Origin of the sequence: Phaeobacter sp. 11ANDIMAR09 (assembly GCF_001294455.1) — a bacterium.
Classification (GTDB): Bacteria; Pseudomonadota; Alphaproteobacteria; order Rhodobacterales; family Rhodobacteraceae; genus Pseudophaeobacter.
Genome location: NZ_LIKT01000001.1, coordinates 66374 through 81268 on the forward strand (window position 1 = coordinate 66374; position 14895 = coordinate 81268).

16 protein-coding genes are annotated in these 14895 nt (G+C 58.3%); 10 read left to right on the plus strand and 6 right to left on the minus strand.

What is annotated here, in order from left to right; genetic code table 11:
- The first annotated feature begins 116 nt into the window (after nt 1–116).
- The 6 genes from truB to AN476_RS00340 all read left to right on the plus strand — a co-directional run bounded on the left by truB (nt 117) and on the right by AN476_RS00340 (nt 3822).
- Complete coding sequence (gene truB / locus AN476_RS00320) at nt 117–1031, plus strand: tRNA pseudouridine(55) synthase TruB (protein WP_054458410.1); 915 nt, start codon at nt 117–119, stop codon at nt 1029–1031.
- Nucleotides 1032–1103: 72 nt separating this feature from the next.
- Nucleotides 1104–1610 carry a DUF1643 domain-containing protein gene (locus AN476_RS00325; protein WP_054458412.1) on the plus strand — a complete coding sequence of 169 codons (507 nt, stop codon included), beginning with the start codon at nt 1104–1106 and terminating at the stop codon, nt 1608–1610.
- A gap of 176 nt (nt 1611–1786) precedes the next feature.
- The gene (locus tag AN476_RS00330; protein WP_054458414.1) at nt 1787–2902 is read left to right on the plus strand and encodes a calcium-binding protein; all 1116 of its coding nucleotides are present in this window, start codon (nt 1787–1789) and stop codon (nt 2900–2902) included.
- A gap of 76 nt (nt 2903–2978) precedes the next feature.
- Entirely contained in the window at nt 2979–3119 is a 141-nt protein-coding gene (locus AN476_RS22755) for a hypothetical protein (RefSeq protein WP_157063652.1), read from the plus strand.
- A gap of 11 nt (nt 3120–3130) precedes the next feature.
- Complete coding sequence (gene rpsO / locus AN476_RS00335; protein WP_027241964.1) at nt 3131–3400, plus strand: 30S ribosomal protein S15; 270 nt, start codon at nt 3131–3133, stop codon at nt 3398–3400.
- Between the two features lie 140 nt (nt 3401–3540).
- Nucleotides 3541–3822 (plus strand): DUF6525 family protein, encoded by a 282-nt coding sequence (locus AN476_RS00340; RefSeq protein ID WP_054458416.1) that lies wholly within the window; start codon nt 3541–3543, stop codon nt 3820–3822.
- Between the two features lie 487 nt (nt 3823–4309).
- Here the strand turns inward: AN476_RS00340 and AN476_RS00350 are convergent, their stop codons facing one another.
- Nucleotides 4310–5659: a pyridoxal-dependent decarboxylase gene (locus AN476_RS00350; RefSeq protein ID WP_054458421.1), complete on the minus strand. Its 1350-nt coding sequence runs from the start codon at nt 5657–5659 to the stop codon at nt 4310–4312.
- Between the two features lie 58 nt (nt 5660–5717).
- Here AN476_RS00350 and AN476_RS00355 point away from each other — a divergent pair, with 58 nt between their 5' ends.
- On the plus strand, nt 5718–6059 hold the full coding sequence (locus AN476_RS00355) for a helix-turn-helix transcriptional regulator (RefSeq protein WP_054458423.1): 342 nt from the start codon (nt 5718–5720) through the stop codon (nt 6057–6059).
- Here AN476_RS00355 and AN476_RS00360 read toward each other — a convergent pair.
- Nucleotides 6041–6484 (minus strand): PACE efflux transporter, encoded by a 444-nt coding sequence (locus AN476_RS00360; protein ID WP_054458425.1) that lies wholly within the window; start codon nt 6482–6484, stop codon nt 6041–6043. The two genes, AN476_RS00355 and AN476_RS00360, sit on opposite strands and share 19 nt — an antisense overlap.
- Before the next feature lie 44 nt (nt 6485–6528).
- Complete coding sequence (locus tag AN476_RS00365) at nt 6529–7653, minus strand: GGDEF domain-containing protein (protein WP_083464168.1); 1125 nt, start codon at nt 7651–7653, stop codon at nt 6529–6531.
- A 460-nt stretch (nt 7654–8113) separates the two neighbouring features.
- Here AN476_RS00365 and pnp point away from each other — a divergent pair, with 460 nt between their 5' ends.
- On the plus strand, nt 8114–10246 hold the full coding sequence (gene pnp, locus AN476_RS00370) for a polyribonucleotide nucleotidyltransferase (protein ID WP_054458429.1): 2133 nt from the start codon (nt 8114–8116) through the stop codon (nt 10244–10246).
- Nucleotides 10247–10339: 93 nt separating this feature from the next.
- Here pnp and AN476_RS22760 read toward each other — a convergent pair whose 3' ends face one another.
- Nucleotides 10340–10498, minus strand: a complete 159-nt coding sequence (locus AN476_RS22760; RefSeq protein WP_157063653.1) for a hypothetical protein — start codon at nt 10496–10498, stop codon at nt 10340–10342.
- Between the two features lie 140 nt (nt 10499–10638).
- Between AN476_RS22760 and AN476_RS00375 the strand changes: the two genes are divergently transcribed.
- Complete coding sequence (locus AN476_RS00375; RefSeq protein WP_054458432.1) at nt 10639–11355, plus strand: glycosyltransferase family 25 protein; 717 nt, start codon at nt 10639–10641, stop codon at nt 11353–11355.
- Between the two features lie 22 nt (nt 11356–11377).
- Here AN476_RS00375 and AN476_RS00380 read toward each other — a convergent pair whose 3' ends face one another.
- Nucleotides 11378–12037 carry an FkbM family methyltransferase gene (locus AN476_RS00380; protein WP_054458874.1) on the minus strand — a complete coding sequence of 220 codons (660 nt, stop codon included), beginning with the start codon at nt 12035–12037 and terminating at the stop codon, nt 11378–11380.
- A 183-nt stretch (nt 12038–12220) separates the two neighbouring features.
- Nucleotides 12221–12874 (minus strand): peroxiredoxin, encoded by a 654-nt coding sequence (locus AN476_RS00385; protein ID WP_054458435.1) that lies wholly within the window; start codon nt 12872–12874, stop codon nt 12221–12223.
- A gap of 278 nt (nt 12875–13152) precedes the next feature.
- Between AN476_RS00385 and AN476_RS00390 the strand changes: the two genes are divergently transcribed.
- Entirely contained in the window at nt 13153–14592 is a 1440-nt protein-coding gene (locus AN476_RS00390) for an aldehyde dehydrogenase family protein (RefSeq protein ID WP_054458437.1), read from the plus strand.
- Nucleotides 14593–14895: the final 303 nt, after the last annotated feature.

The following is a 14895-nucleotide window of genomic DNA, read 5'->3' on the forward strand; positions in this document are numbered from 1 at the left end:
AAACCCCCTATAGGTGTGCACATGTCGAGCAGAGGAGATCCTGCACGTCAATAAAAATTGACAGCCTCTTGGCGATCCGCTAGGCCGCGCGCCTCACTTGGATTTGGGGAATGGGCATGGCACGCAAACGCAAAGGGCGCGATATTTCTGGTTGGCTGGTGGTGGACAAACCCGCCGGGCTGACCTCGACCGCTGTTGTGAACAAGGTACGCTGGGCGCTGGAAGCCAAGAAAGCTGGCCATGCAGGCACCCTGGATCCCGAAGCCACAGGGGTTCTGGCCATTGCTCTGGGCGAGGCGACCAAGACCGTTCCCTATATTACGGATGCGCTGAAGGCCTATACCTTTACCGTGCGCCTGGGGCAGGCCACCAATACCGATGACGCCGAAGGAGAGGTCATTGCCTCCAGCGAAGCGCGTCCCTCGGATGATGAGATCAAAGAGGCACTGTCGCAGTTCATTGGCGATATCCAACAGATCCCGCCCAAGTTTTCCGCTGTGAAGATCGACGGACAACGCGCCTATAAACTGGCCCGTGATGGCGATGAAGATTTTGAAATCCCCGCCCGCCCCCTTTGGGTCGAGGAACTGGTGCTGGTGGATCGTCCCGATGCCGATCATGTGGTGCTGGAGATGACCTGCGGCAAGGGCGGCTATGTCCGCTCCATCGCCCGTGATCTGGGCGCGGCTTTGGGCTGCCATGGCCATGTAAAAGTGCTGCGCCGTATCTGGTCCGGCCCCTTTGATGCAGCGGATGGGCTCAGCCTTGATGAGGTGCTGCGCATGGAGCGGACACCCGAGCTCGACACGCATCTGCGCCCCCTGGAAGAGGGGTTGGCGGATCTGCCCGAGCTGAAATGCACCCCCGAGGGCGCGGTGCGCCTGCGCAATGGCAACCCCGGCATGGTGCTGGCCTCCACTCTGGAGTACGGCGAAGAGGCCTGGGCTTCGATCAATGGTAATGCGGTCGCCGTAGGCATCTACAAGGCGGGTGAATTGCACCCCAGTCGGGTCTTTGTACAGCCTGACTAAAGCCCTGTTTGGCTCACCTGGGCGCAAACGCCGGGCTTGCGTCCTGGCGGCGTGACTGGCAGGACGCAAGCCATGATCACTCGCAGCCATACCAAGGGCGACGCTCCCTCCACCGCCGTCTATTCCGACTGCGAAACCTTTCGCTACAGTCTCACCCGGGTCTGGGATCCGGCCGGGAAGACGGTGATGTTTGTGATGCTGAACCCCTCCAAGGCGACGGAGGTGCAGAATGACCCCACCATTGAACGCTGCGAACGACGCGCCCGCGCCCTTGGCTTTGGTGGCTTTCAGGCCACCAATATCTTTGCCCTCCGCGCCACTGATCCCAAGGTCATGCGCCGCGCCGCCGATCCGGAAGGTCCCGACAATCAGGCCGCGATCCTGGCCGGTGTCGATTGGGCCGATATGGTGATCTGTGCCTGGGGCACCCATGGCGCTCACCGCGACCAAGGCCCCAGCATCGAAACCCTGTTGCGCGGCCAGGGCGCTGTGCTGCACCACCTGGGTCTCAGCAAGCACGGCCACCCTAAACATCCGCTCTATATTGCCTACAGCCAGCCTCCTCTGCCCTGGGATTAACGTATTTTTTACGGGTCCGGATTTTGGAGAATCTTCCAACCCGTTGAAGTTTCCACGGAAAACCCGTTAACCGATGTTCCCTATTTGTTTGGATACAATTAATCCAAATATGGCAGACTGATCACGAATTGACGGTTTGGGTCTGCTCCAATCCGGATCGGTTTTGGAGAGATGCAATGTTGTGGATCGCAGGCCTGCTGGGTCTCATGGGAATAGGTGGCGCCGCCCTGTTGGATTTTGGGGAGGATATGCCAGCTGATGACGCCCAAACCACCGGAGATGGCCCGGATCCCAATGCTCCGGAAACCTCCACCGTCATCCCCGCGGATGAATTCCTTGATAGCACCAGCAGCGGCACCGATCAGGGCCTCGAGCTTTGTGATTTCATCGACACGAATGAGGGGACAACCCCCGACTCCCCCGGAACGGGCGACAGCGGTACTGGCGGGCAGGTCATCTTTGATGGCGACCAGCTCACCGGGACTGAGACAGCAGATATCCTGGGCGGTGGTGACTTTGGCGACGAAATCGCCGGACGAGAAGGGAATGATCAGCTCAATGGCTATGGCGGCAATGATTCCATCGCTGGCGACGCAGGTGATGACAGCCTGCACGGCGACAGCGGCGACGACACCCTGAATGGCGGCAGTGGCGACGACCTGCTGCACGGGGAATACGGCGATGACAGCCTTGCCGGGGGGGCAGGTCACGACAGTCTCTATGGTCACTTTGGCGCTGATACCCTGATGGCGGGCGGAGGCGATGATCTGGCACATGCCGGCCAGGGCAACGATTCCCTGAACGGTGAGCACGGCAATGACGCGCTGCATGGCAATGACGGCGATGACACTCTGCAGGGCGGCGCGGGCCAGGACAGCCTGTTTGGTGGGCTGGGAAATGATTTCGTCTGGGGCGCCGATGATGGGAGCGAACAGGACTATCTGAATGGGGGCGACGGCGACGACACCCTGGTTGCAGGCGGGGGCGATATCGTGACAGCCGGAGCGGGGGCAGATGCGATTTGGGCCGAAGATTTGGCTGCCAGCGGCGAGGCCGTGCAATTGATGGATTTTGACAGCACCGAAGATCAGCTGGTGGTGTTCTGGAATGCCAATACCGAGTCCGAACCAGAAATTTCCGTCCAACCCGATGACGAGACCCCTGGCCAGCACATCATACGCGTCAACGGAACCGAGGTTCTGCGCGTCACTGGGGCCGCGGGGCTAAGCGCCGAGGACATCGCCCTGATGGATGCCTCAGCTGGTCTTCCAGCTCAGACTTCATCGAGTTGATCGCTCGGATAGGTGTTTGGCGCGCGGGTGCCTGACGGGCTAGGCGGCTGGCCTATATCGGGGCTTTGATCTGCCAATGCAGTTCTTCTTTGCCTTTTCTAACAATACCGCCTATACGCCCGCATCTGCCTCGGCTCCTCAACAGATTCGCGGTGGATTACTCCATGGGCCTGTGCTGGACGACATCCCGGCCTGTGCCATCACTCTAACCTTTTAAAGGAGACCCCGATGTCGATCACAGCTGAAGAAAAAGCACGCTTGATGAAAGAATTCGCAACCAAAGAAGGCGACACTGGTTCGCCCGAAGTACAGGTTGCTATCCTCACCTCGCGCATCAACACCCTGACCGAGCACTTCAAAACCCACAAGAAAGACAACCACGGTCGTCGTGGCCTTTTGAAAATGGTTGCTCTGCGTCGTAAGCTGCTGGACTACACCAAAGGCAAAGATGAGGCCCGTTACCAGGACCTGATCAAGCGTCTGGGCATCCGCCGCTAAGAATACCCATCCTTTTGGGATGACCCACGCCCGCTCAATCCTGAGCGGGCGTTTTTTGTTGTTACAGTTTGACAGACCGGCTTGCATCACCTGGGATCGGCTCATAGAAAGAGATGATAGGTTATAACATATGAGATTCCATGCCGACCTCCTCTGCCCGCCCCCAGTCCACAGGCAATCTTGGTGAAACCGGCCTGAAACGCCGCAAACGCAACGAAGATCCCATGCAGACCTATGATCAATTGCCCCGCGATCTGCGACTGTGGATTCAAAGCGCGAAACTGCCCTGGTCGCCCGCGTCCTGCCGCCGTGTCTGGCAAAAGACCAAAGCCCGGGGTGACAGTCTTGAACAAACCCTAGCTAGTCTGGACCGGGCGGAAGCGGCAACGCTGGCACGCGGTATTGGACCGCGCCAGATCTGACAGATCGCAAGGGGCTAAGGCGGATAGGTCCAGAGGTTAACCGACCTAAACCTTTGGATATTTCCCGCCCCTATCGCACCAGGTTTTCGCCTCTTGCATATCTTCGGCTGCACCGTGTCCTCCGCTAGTAAAGGTTGCACAGCAATCACGAGGACACGCATTTTGACCTTTTCAATTCTCTTGCACCGATCCATGGAGCGGGGCGACTTCCAGCCTCTGACTTTGAACCGCGCCACATTCCAGCCAGGCCAAGTTCTTTCGCCCAACACCGCATCCGAACCAACACAACGGGCTGTGGCCCTGCAGGATTTTGCGCGTCAAAAGCCAACAGCAGCTGCGGATCCAGCCAGGGAAACGAGAGGATCCTCGTCGCTCCCTGGCATGCCCCCTAGGCCGTTTCAGGCAGAAACCGGTCAGGCAGCACCCCCCTTGCTGGACAACAGGATCACTCTGCCCCTTCGCGAGGCCTGCCAAGCCCTACCAGCGTCTAGCCTTTGGCGCCAATCCGAACCAAGAGGTCAATCAATTGATCCACATGCCGCTCTTCGGTGCGAAAGGACGACAGGCTGATGCGAAAAGCCGGGCGCTCTTGCCAAACGGTGCCGCCAAACCACGCGCTGCCGCTTTGCTGCACCCGCCGCAGGATCTCTTGCGTCGCGGCATCATCGCCCCCCCGGACCAGGACCTGATTAAGCACCACCCGGTTGAGCACCTCAAACCCCGCCTCATGCAGGGCCACGCCAATCCGTTTGGCCTGGGTATGATGGCGTGTCACCAGCTCGGCCACGCCACTCGTACCGAGGCTGCGCAGAGCCGCCCAGATTGGAATGCCTCGCGCTCGGCGGGAAAATTCCAAGGTCAGGTTCTTTTGCGCATCCGCCGAGGCGCTGGAATAGGCCGCATCACTGTTCATCACCCGGGCCAGGGCCTGCGGGTCGCGGCAGATGGCCATGGCACCGTCATAGGGCGTGTTAAGCCATTTGTGCCCATCCGTGGTCCAGCTATCAGCCGCTTCAATCCCCGTCGTCAGATCCCGCAGCAGGGGTGCCGCACGGGCCCAAAGCCCAAAGGCCCCATCCACATGCACCCAGGCCCTCGCCGCCTTGGCCCGCGGAATGATGTTAGCAAAATCATCAAACTCACCAGTGTTGACCTCGCCGGCCTGTAGTACCAGCAGAGTATTGGCATCAAGCTCCGGCAGCTGCTCTGGTAGGATGCGGCCCTTGTCATCGACCGGCGCCTTGATCACCCGGTTCCAGCCAAAACCTAGAACCTGCAGCGCCTTGCGCACAGTGACATGGGTGCTGGCAGGCACCACTACCTTCACCTCTGGCGCACCATAGAGCCCGTCCTGCACCACATCCCAGCCCTTGCGCGCCAAAAGAGCGGCCCGTGCAGCTGCCAGACAGCTGAGCCCACAGGCGGTGGCCGAGGTGCCAAAGGCCACGGCGCTGCTGCGCGGCAGGTCCAGAATCTCCAGCAACCATTTGCTGGCCTGTTTCTCGATGGCATAGGCCGCTGGGCTCCCGTCCTCGGTCGAGGCACATTGATCCCAGGCAATCGCCAAGCGTTCCGCTGCCGCAGCCACCGGCAGGCTGGCCCCGATGACAAATCCAAAATAGTTTGGCCCATTCGAGGCCACGGTAGCCGGAGAGCCAAGGTCATCCATCAGTGCAATGGTTTCTGCCGCTGCAAAGCCCCGCTTTGGCAGAGGTTCATCAAAACCCGCAAGCGCTGCAATTTCCCGGGTATCGGGAAAAACCCGGCGCTGGTCAGCGCCCGACACATAGCTGCGGGCGCGCCTGTCGGCTTCCTGTAGCAACTGATCCTCATTCATGGCACTCTCCCGCAATCCGAATCCATATCGAAGCCAATCTATATAGAGATTTCCCTATATGAACAAGTCCCTCACGCCCCATCTGATTGCACTGCGCGCGCTGGCCAACCCGCATCGGGTTCAGATCATGGATTGGCTGCTCGATCCCACCTCCCATTTTCCGCCGCAACGGGACGGCGACCTGGTGGAGGATGGTGTCTGCGTGGGCTTCATCACCGACAAGGTTAAACTGAGCCAGCCAACGGTGACCAGTCACATGAAGAGCCTGGAACAGGCCGGGTTGGTGACCTCAAAGAAGATCAAGAACTGGGTGTTCTACAAGGTGGATCCCATCGCCCTGCACCAGATTGCCAGCAGCTTCAGCGCCGCCAGCGCGGCGCGTTATTCCAAAGCAGATTGATCGGCCAGAGCCCCCATCGGCACCGGAAAGATCGCATCATAGGCCCAGTTAAAAACAAAGGCATAGATGAGGTAGAACCCGGCAAAGCCGAGATCCATCAGCAGGGCGGTCCATAGGCCTATTTGCAAGTACCAGGCGATAAAGGGCAACAGCACCGCCAACAATCCAGCCTCGAACAAGAGAGCATGAAAGACCCGCAGCAGTGGCCATTTTCGGGTATGCCCCACCCAGCGCATCATCGCGCGGTCAAAGCCGAGATTGAACAGATAGTTCCACAGTGTGGCCAGCGTTGCCCCAACCAAAGCCACAACGCCGATGGCATGCATCTCCATGGCAAAAACCCAGGCGCCAAGCGGTGTAATCGCCAAAAGGCCAATCACTTCAAAGCTCACCGCATGGCGAATACGGTCAGCTGTGCCGCGCATCACGCGTCCCATGTTTCTGTGTCGTCACGATGCGGGTCCCAAGTCTAAGTTTTCACCGCAACAGGCTTGCGCGGAGATTTCTGATGCTTGTCTTGATACATTTCTGCATCCGCCGCCGCAACAAAGGCATCTATATCCAGGAATTCATCGGGACCAACAGAGGCAGTGCCAATGCTCAGCTGCACCTTATCGCCGAATTCCTCTTTGACCTGCGCGTGAAGCCGAACAGCAAATGCGCTGGCCTGTTTGGCATCTGTGTCGCGCAACAGCACGCAGAATTCGTCACCGCCATAGCGAAAGGCCGTTTGAGGGGCAGCAACAACCTCTGTGATCAGTCTGCCGACAGTTTTTAGGATTTCGTCCCCTGCGACATGGCCTTCGGTGTCATTTATTCTTTTGAACCCGTCGAGATCGGCAAAAACCAGCGACAATCGCCCCTTGGCCCGCCGTGTTGTTTTCAGCTCTTCCGCAACTGAAGAGAAGAAGGCGCGCCGGTTGCCCAGTCCTGTCAAATCGTCCAACAGCGCCAGTTTTTGGATTGTTTCGGTACGTTCGGCCACTTTCTTTTCAAGAGAGCGCGAATACTCGACAAGTTCGTTTCTGGCCAATTGGACCTGAGACATCAGCCCCTGGATATAGGTGTCAAAAACAAATTGCAGATCAAAAGACAACAACCGGCGCAGGGCTTCGGTGGGCGCGCTGCCAGCGCCTGTCTGAGTGAAATGTTTGTTGATGATGCATTCCAGCACATAGAGGGAAGAGACATAGAGCTTGGGCGGCACCCCGATACGGGCATGGACCTTACCGATTCTAAGCCGCGAGTTGACATAATCCGTACCATAGTCCCCCTGAAACAGGGTTATCACATAGTCCCGCATGGCGCTGCGCAACCGCTGCAGGGTTTCCGTATCCCCGATCAATGTCCGAATATGTGGCACCGAAGTTTGGTTGACATAGAATTCGTCGACAACGTCCTGCACGACACGACGAGAAATCTCGCTAAATGACCCAAGTTCAGCCTCATCCTCGCGGCCAAGCCCAAGCAGATCTTTGCGTTCCTGAATATCGACATCCGTAATACCCAATTGTTCTGCAAGCGTCAGAGAAATGTTTTCAGAGGTCGGGGCCGTGCCATCGAGTTCCAAGAAAGCGCCTGATCTTGCTATCATTTTATCACCGCCACTTCGAAACACTTACAATACTCAGCCTCTGGCATCCAACGATCTTCAGACACTGCAGAATTCCCCCTTAACGAGAAAGATGGGTACAGATTACACTTTTAATGAAAAGATTTGAAAGGAATATTACCGTTAAATGTAAACCCTTCATTTGGAATCAGCATGCACAGATAGAGCGTTCACATCCCGGCTTGGCAAAGTTCGCCGCCCTGAGAAAATAGAGAGAGGCGAAAGCCATAAGCTCACTTTCGCCGCCAGCGGGCTCCGTTGGAAGCAGCCAAGCGCTTTTGCTTTCTTTTTCCAGCGTTCTCCTGTATGCGCGGCCTATCTGAGACACGTGCCATGGCCTCGGCACGCGAAATCAAGATGGAAGAGGCCGGCGGCAATGGGGCCGCTATATCAACGGGAGACCCGGGATCCGCCTGGGAGTGCTCCCATTTAGGATGCTGATATGTTCAACGTTACAAAGAAATCGATGCAGTGGGGCGAAGAGACGCTGACACTGGAAACGGGCAAGGTTGCCCGTCAGGCAGATGGCTCGGTCATCGCCACGCTGGGTGAAACCAGTGTTATGGCCAACGTGACTTTTGCGCGTAAGCAAAAGCCCGGCCAGGACTTCTTTCCTCTGACAGTCCACTACCAGGAAAAATACTACGCCGCGGGTAAAGTGCCCGGTGGCTTCTTCAAGCGCGAAGCGCGCCCAACCGAAAAAGAAACACTGACTGCGCGCCTGATCGACCGTCCGATCCGCCCGCTGTTTGTCCCCGGCTTCAAAAACGAAGTCCTGGTCATGTGCACCGTGCTGAGCCACGATCTGGTCAATGACCCTGACATGGTTGCGATGATCGCCGCCTCCGCTGCCCTGACCCTGTCTGGCGCCCCCTTCATGGGCCCAATCGCAGCCGCCCGCGTTGGTTTTGAAGGCGGCGAATACGTCCTCAACCCCACCGTTGACGACATGCAGGATCTGCGCCTGAACCCCGAACAGCGTCTGGATCTGGTTGTTGCCGGCACCAAAGACGCGGTGATGATGGTTGAATCCGAAGCTTACGAACTGTCCGAAGCAGAAATGCTCGGCGCGGTGAAATTCGCCCATGATGCTTTCCAGCCCGTGATCGACCTGATCATCTCGCTGGCCGAAGAAGCCGCAAACGAGCCCTTCGACTTTGCCGCCCCTGACTATGCGGACCTGTTTGAGGCCGTGAAAGCCGCTGGCGATACCGAAATGCGCGCCGCCTTTGCAATCAGCGACAAGCAAGAGCGCACCAGTGCTGTTGCCGCCGCCCGCGAAACCATCAAGGCCGCTCTGAACGAAGAGCAGCTGGACGACGCCAACCTTGGCTCGGCGATGAAGAAGCTGGAAGCTGGAATTCTGCGTGGCGACGTTGTCAAAACCGGCAAGCGTATCGATGGCCGTGCCACCGATGAGATCCGCGACATCGTTTCCGAAACTGGCATGCTGCCACGGACCCATGGTTCCGCCCTGTTCACCCGTGGTGAAACCCAGGGTCTGGTTGTGACCACTTTGGGCACCGGCGACGACGAGCAGTTCATCGACGCGCTGCACGGCAACTTCAAATCCAACTTCCTGCTGCACTATAACTTCCCTCCCTATTCGGTTGGTGAAGTTGGCCGTGTGGGCGGCCCCGGCCGTCGTGAAATTGGCCACGGTAAGCTGGCATGGCGCGCGCTTCAGGCGGTTCTGCCTGCAGCAACCGACTTCCCCTACACCATCCGCGTGGTCTCTGAGATCACCGAATCGAACGGCTCCTCCTCGATGGCGTCTGTTTGTGGTGGCTCCCTGTCGATGATGGATGCGGGCGTTCCGCTGAAAGCACCGGTTGCCGGTGTTGCCATGGGTCTGATCCTGGAAGACGACGGCTCCTACGCGATCCTGTCCGACATCCTGGGCGACGAAGATCACCTCGGCGACATGGACTTCAAAGTGGCCGGTACCGAAGCAGGGATCACCTCCTTGCAGATGGACATCAAGATCGCAGGCATCACGCCCGAGATCATGGAAAAAGCCCTGGAGCAGGCCAAAGCTGGCCGTATCCACATCCTGGGTGAGATGAACAAAGCGCTGTCTGGTGCTGCGGAATTCTCTGTCCATGCGCCCCGCATCGAGACCATGCAGGTGCCCACCGACAAGATCCGTGAAGTCATCGGTTCCGGCGGTAAGGTTATCCGCGAGATCGTTGAAGTTTCCGGCGCCAAGGTCGACATCAATGACGAAGGCATCATCAAGATCGCATCGCCAAACGGCGACTCGATCAAGAAAGCCTACGACATGATCTATTCGATCGTGGCCGAGCCCGAAGAAGGCAAGATCTACACCGGTAAAGTTGTCAAAATCGTCGACTTTGGTGCCTTTGTGAACTTCTTTGGCAAGCGCGACGGTCTGGTCCACGTGTCCCAGATCGAAAACCGCCGCCTGAACCACCCTTCGGATGTTCTGAAGGAAGGTCAGGAAGTGAAAGTGAAGCTCCTGGGCTTTGACGATCGCGGCAAGGTGCGCCTGTCGATGAAAATGATCGATCAGGAAACCGGCGAAGAAATGGCCCCTGAGAAAAAAGAAGACTAATATCGTCTTCTGACCAACCGAAAGGCCCCGGAGTTCTGCTCCGGGGCCTTTTTCGTTTCAACCACGCCCGCTTGCACCTGTTCCGGTGGGCCCCTAGCATAGACAATCAGGTGAGGCCGCCACGCCGGCGTCTATCAGCACGCCGTCTTCCTCGATCAGCGGCAGACAGGCGCAGTCTTTGGGCCAGGTGGTCCAAACCAGGCCCGCGCCCACCCCCAGAACAAGTGCTGCCACCACCACGCTCCACCGCATTTCAGACCCGCCTTTACGCCAACAAGCACCTGGGCAGTAGAGCGGCATTTTTCCGACAAATCCAACGATTTATCGCGCAGGCACCTTAGGAACGGCCCCGGTACTTTTCCCAATGCGCAATCTGCGATAGATGCAGTCCTATGCATTCGCTGATCATTCATATGCCGGGCAGCACCAAGCGCGCCGCCAATGTGGAACACCTGCTGTATTCACTGCCCCAGGCCGAGGTCGTTGAGGCGGTAAACGGGCGCGCCGTGGCCGCTGATCATGTGGAGAACCTGCACCCAGGGGATCTGCACAGTCCCAGATATCCGTTCTTCCCTCTCTCGCCTGGCGAGCTCGGTTGCTTTCTGTCGCATCGGCGCTGTTGGCAGCGCATTATCGATGCGGGCTGGGACTATGCCTTGATCGTCGAAGATGACCTGTCGCTGGACCCAGAGCTTTGGCGGGATGCCCTAACCTTGATCGGCCAACAGGCCAGCCCCGAGAGCTTTATCCGACTGCCCGCAAAAAACCGTGAGGGACCGGCGAACCAGATTGCCCAACAGGGAAGCAGCAAGCTGTTTCTGCCCAAGGTGGTCGGCCTGCAAACTGTCGCCCAGGTGGTTGGCCGTGCGGCCGCCCAGCGCCTGTTGGCGGCGACCGAAGCGCTCGACCGTCCGGTCGATACTTTTTTACAAATGCACTGGATCCATGGGCAACAGATCCAGACGATCCTGCCCAATGGGGTTTCCGAACAGACCGAGGCGCTGGGGGGCTCCACCATCCAGAAACGCAAAACCGGCAGCAAGCTGGCCCGCGAATTCAAACGCAGCCTCTATCGCGCGCAGGTCTCTGCCCGGCCCCAAAAAGCCTGAAGCGCCCCCCCGACCGAAGCGCTTACTTCAGGCGCCATTCTTCCCAGACAAAGGTATAACACCAGGTACAGGAATGGGTTGCAGCGAGCCTGCCGCGAATGGCGTCCCGCGTGGCGCTCCAAGCGGGATCAAACAGGTGAAACTGAACCTGCAGACGTTTGACACGGTCTATAAGACCGGCATCAATCATTCCGGGCAACAGGTCATACTCGCCGCCCTCGATATTGATCTTGGCCAGATCGACGCTCTGCAGGCCGGATGTCGCAAAGAAATCCGCAACTGAACGCACCTCGGCCAAATAGGTCTGACCCGGTTTTGCCCCAAAAGCGGAGGAGGCATCCGCTGAATCGCTCAGCTCTAACTGGCCCGCTTGTGACCCAATGGCGCATTCATGGACAGTTATGTTCGCATTGCCTGCAAATTTGCTCCGCAAGGCCTTGGCAAAACCGGGGTGGGGTTCAAAGATGTGGATCACAGCACCGGGACGCTTGGCGAGGATCACATCGCTCCAGCCCCCCTCAAAGCCGCCTATGTCCAGCACCACAGGCTGCTCGGGCAAATCGTCATAGGTATAAAGGTGGCTTTCAGAGGCTTTATCGGCCTTCCAGGCTTTCATCGCCTTGTGCAGCGGCGCCTTCCAGGGGTTTCGCTTGAGATCAATCCAACGCTTGAGAGACGCCACCTGTTTTTCCTCTTCCCGGTCATTCAGAGCCACACCAGACCGGGATAAGCGCTTTTGCACGCAATGCCAACCAAACAGGGCACGACCAACAGAACAGAAGATACCGCCGCAGCCCTACCACGGCAAAACGGGGCAACCCTGTGATGGCCGCCCCGTCCTTAGTCACGTCAATTTCAGTCCAGCTCAGCTCGGCGCTTTGGTTTTGCGCAGATAGGGGAAGATGGTCTCAAACTCACCGAATTTGGCGGTGGCGTCTTCGTTCGACACGGTGGGTGGGATGATCACATCTTCGCCGGGAACCCAGTTGGCCGGGGTGGCGACGCCATTGCCGGTTGCCATCTGCAGACCATCCAGCGCGCGCAGGATTTCGGCAAAGTTACGGCCTACGGACATTGGATAGGTCATCGACAATTTCAGCTGCTTGTCGGGACCGATGATAAAGACCGAACGCACAGTGGCGCTGTCAGCAGGCGTGCGGCCGTCGGGCATGTAGGCCTCGGCGGGCAGCATGTCAAAGGCTTTGGACACGGCCAGACCTTCGTCCGCGATGATCGGGAAACCTGCGGCGGCATTGCCGTATTTCTCGATGTCGCCTTTCCATTTCTTGTGATCTTCCACGCCGTCCACGGAAACGCCGATCACCTTGGTGCCGCGCTTGGCCCATTCATCATTCAGCTGGGCAACAGCCGAAAACTCGGTGGTGCAGACTGGGGTGAAATCCTTGGGGTGAGAAAACAGAATCGCCCAGCTGTCGCCGATCCAATCGTGAAAACTGATCTCTCCCTGGTCGGTATCAGCCGTGAAATTTGGAACTACATCATTAATACGCAAACCCATGACGGTCTCCTTTTCCTGTCAAATCGCCCCCCATGAAACCGGGGGTCTATTGCTATGCCGTAACGTTACAGTCCCACTTAGGAATGGCCAGCCCAAAAGACAATGCGCTTGGCCAATTGGTCGGATCACAGCCGAACCATGCCTGCCATCTCCTCTGCCTCAAATAATTTGATCAAATTTTTCCGCAAGAGCGCTTGCCCCTGAGGAACCGCAGTGACAAACTGCCGGGTGACTTCCGGCCAACGCGTCGGATTCTGCGTCTGAACAGGAGACCGGACATGATTGAAAAACGCGACTTTTACATCAACGGTGCGTGGGTTGCCCCCGCCCAGGCCCATGATTTTGAGGTCATTGACCCCTCAACCGAAGAGTCCTGCGCGGTGATTTCGCTAGGCGGTCAGGCAGATACCGATGCCGCTGTTGCCGCCGCCAAGGCCGCTCTGCCGGGCTGGATGGCCACCCCTGTCCAAGACCGTATCGCTCTGGTCGAAAAGCTGGTCGAAATCTACGGCAAGCGCAGCGAAGAGATGGCCCAGGCCATGTCCACCGAGATGGGTGCGCCCATTGATATGGCCCGCAGCCAGCAGGTCGGCGCCGGCAGCTATCACCTGCAAAACTTCATCCGCGCCGCCAAGGCCTATGAATTTGACGCGCCGCTGGGCGATCATGCGCCCAATGATCGCATTATCCACGAGGCGGTTGGCGTTGCTGCGCTGATCACCCCCTGGAACTGGCCCATGAACCAGGTGACGCTGAAGGTCGGGGCTGCGGCCGTTGCAGGCTGCACCATGGTGCTGAAACCCTCCGAACAAAGCCCGCTCAACGCCATGCTCTTTGCCGAGATGATGGATGAGGCCGGTTTCCCCAAGGGTGTGTTCAACCTGGTGAACGGCGACGGTGTCGGCGTTGGCTCGCAGCTGACTGCGCATCCGGACGTGGATATGGTCTCCTTCACCGGGTCCACCCGCGCTGGCACAGCGATCTCCAAATCCGCAGCGGAAACGCTGAAGAAGGTGCATCTGGAGCTCGGTGGCAAAGGCGCCAATGTGATCTTTGATGATGCCGATGAAAAAGCCGTAAAACGCGGTGTGCTGCACATGATGAACAACACCGGCCAAAGCTGCAATGCGCCCAGCCGCATGCTGGTTCAAAAAGGTATCTACGACCAGGCCGTTGCCACCGCAGCCGAGGTTGCCTCCAAGGTCACCGTTGGCCCGGCTTCCGAAGAGGGACGTCATATCGGCCCTGTGGTGAATGAGCTGCAGTGGAACAAGATCCAGGATCTGATCCAGAAAGGCATCGATGAGGGCGCCAAACTGGTGGCCGGCGGCACCGGACGTCCTGATGGGCTGAACAAGGGGTTCTACGTCAAGCCCACGGTCTTTGCCGATGCCAACAATCAGATGATCGTGGCTCGTGAAGAGATCTTTGGCCCGGTTCTGACGATGATCCCCTTTGAAACCGAAGAGGAAGCCATCGAGATCGCCAATGACACCCCCTATGGTCTGACCAACTACGTGCAGACCCAGGACAGCGCCCGCGCCAACCGCATGGCCCGTGTGCTGCGCTCTGGCATGGTGGAAATCAACGGCAAATCCCGCAGCGCCGGCGCGCCCTTTGGCGGCATGAAACAGTCCGGCAATGGTCGCGAAGGCGGCAGCTGGGGTATCGAGGATTTCCTCGAAGTGAAGGCCGTCGGAGGCTGGACACCAGAGTAAAGCCTGTCTCGTCAGAGACGGACAGTGCTGGAAGGCCGCCGCTTAGGCGGCCTTTCTTTTTGTCCTATTGGGACCTGGCCTCACAGGACGGGGTGCTCAAAACAAAGGTGGCTCTCCCGCGTCCCACCCCTGCCCTGGCCAAAGCCAGAACAGGGGCGGATCTTGGGCCGGGCGCCGCGCTTTTGCGCGGCGCCCGGCCCAAGGGGAGGAGGGCTTTCGCCAGAAAGTTTCCGACGCGCGGGAGCGCCCCCCCCACCCCAATTGTCTGAACACTGAAACACTGCACCTCAGGAGATTTGGCAA

Bases quoted from the DNA above. Each gene is read 5' to 3' on its own strand.
- AN476_RS00350 (WP_054458421.1), bottom strand. From the start codon at position 5,659: ATGAATGAGGATCAGTTGCTACAGGAAGCCGACAGGCGCGCCCGCAGC.
- AN476_RS00375 (WP_054458432.1), top strand. From the start codon at position 10,639: ATGCATTCGCTGATCATTCATATGCCGGGCAGCACCAAGCGCGCCGCC.
- AN476_RS00325 (WP_054458412.1), top strand. From the start codon at position 1,104: ATGATCACTCGCAGCCATACCAAGGGCGACGCTCCCTCCACCGCCGTC.
- AN476_RS00355 (WP_054458423.1), top strand. From the start codon at position 5,718: ATGAACAAGTCCCTCACGCCCCATCTGATTGCACTGCGCGCGCTGGCC.
- AN476_RS22755 (WP_157063652.1), top strand. From the start codon at position 2,979: ATGCAGTTCTTCTTTGCCTTTTCTAACAATACCGCCTATACGCCCGCA.
- pnp (WP_054458429.1), top strand. From the start codon at position 8,114: ATGTTCAACGTTACAAAGAAATCGATGCAGTGGGGCGAAGAGACGCTG.
- AN476_RS00330 (WP_054458414.1), top strand. From the start codon at position 1,787: ATGTTGTGGATCGCAGGCCTGCTGGGTCTCATGGGAATAGGTGGCGCC.
- AN476_RS00365 (WP_083464168.1), bottom strand. From the start codon at position 7,653: ATGATAGCAAGATCAGGCGCTTTCTTGGAACTCGATGGCACGGCCCCG.
- AN476_RS00360 (WP_054458425.1), bottom strand. From the start codon at position 6,484: ATGCGCGGCACAGCTGACCGTATTCGCCATGCGGTGAGCTTTGAAGTG.
- truB (WP_054458410.1), top strand. From the start codon at position 117: ATGGCACGCAAACGCAAAGGGCGCGATATTTCTGGTTGGCTGGTGGTG.
- AN476_RS00390 (WP_054458437.1), top strand. From the start codon at position 13,153: ATGATTGAAAAACGCGACTTTTACATCAACGGTGCGTGGGTTGCCCCC.
- AN476_RS22760 (WP_157063653.1), bottom strand. From the start codon at position 10,498: ATGCGGTGGAGCGTGGTGGTGGCAGCACTTGTTCTGGGGGTGGGCGCG.
- rpsO (WP_027241964.1), top strand. From the start codon at position 3,131: ATGTCGATCACAGCTGAAGAAAAAGCACGCTTGATGAAAGAATTCGCA.
- AN476_RS00385 (WP_054458435.1), bottom strand. From the start codon at position 12,874: ATGGGTTTGCGTATTAATGATGTAGTTCCAAATTTCACGGCTGATACC.
- AN476_RS00340 (WP_054458416.1), top strand. From the start codon at position 3,541: ATGCCGACCTCCTCTGCCCGCCCCCAGTCCACAGGCAATCTTGGTGAA.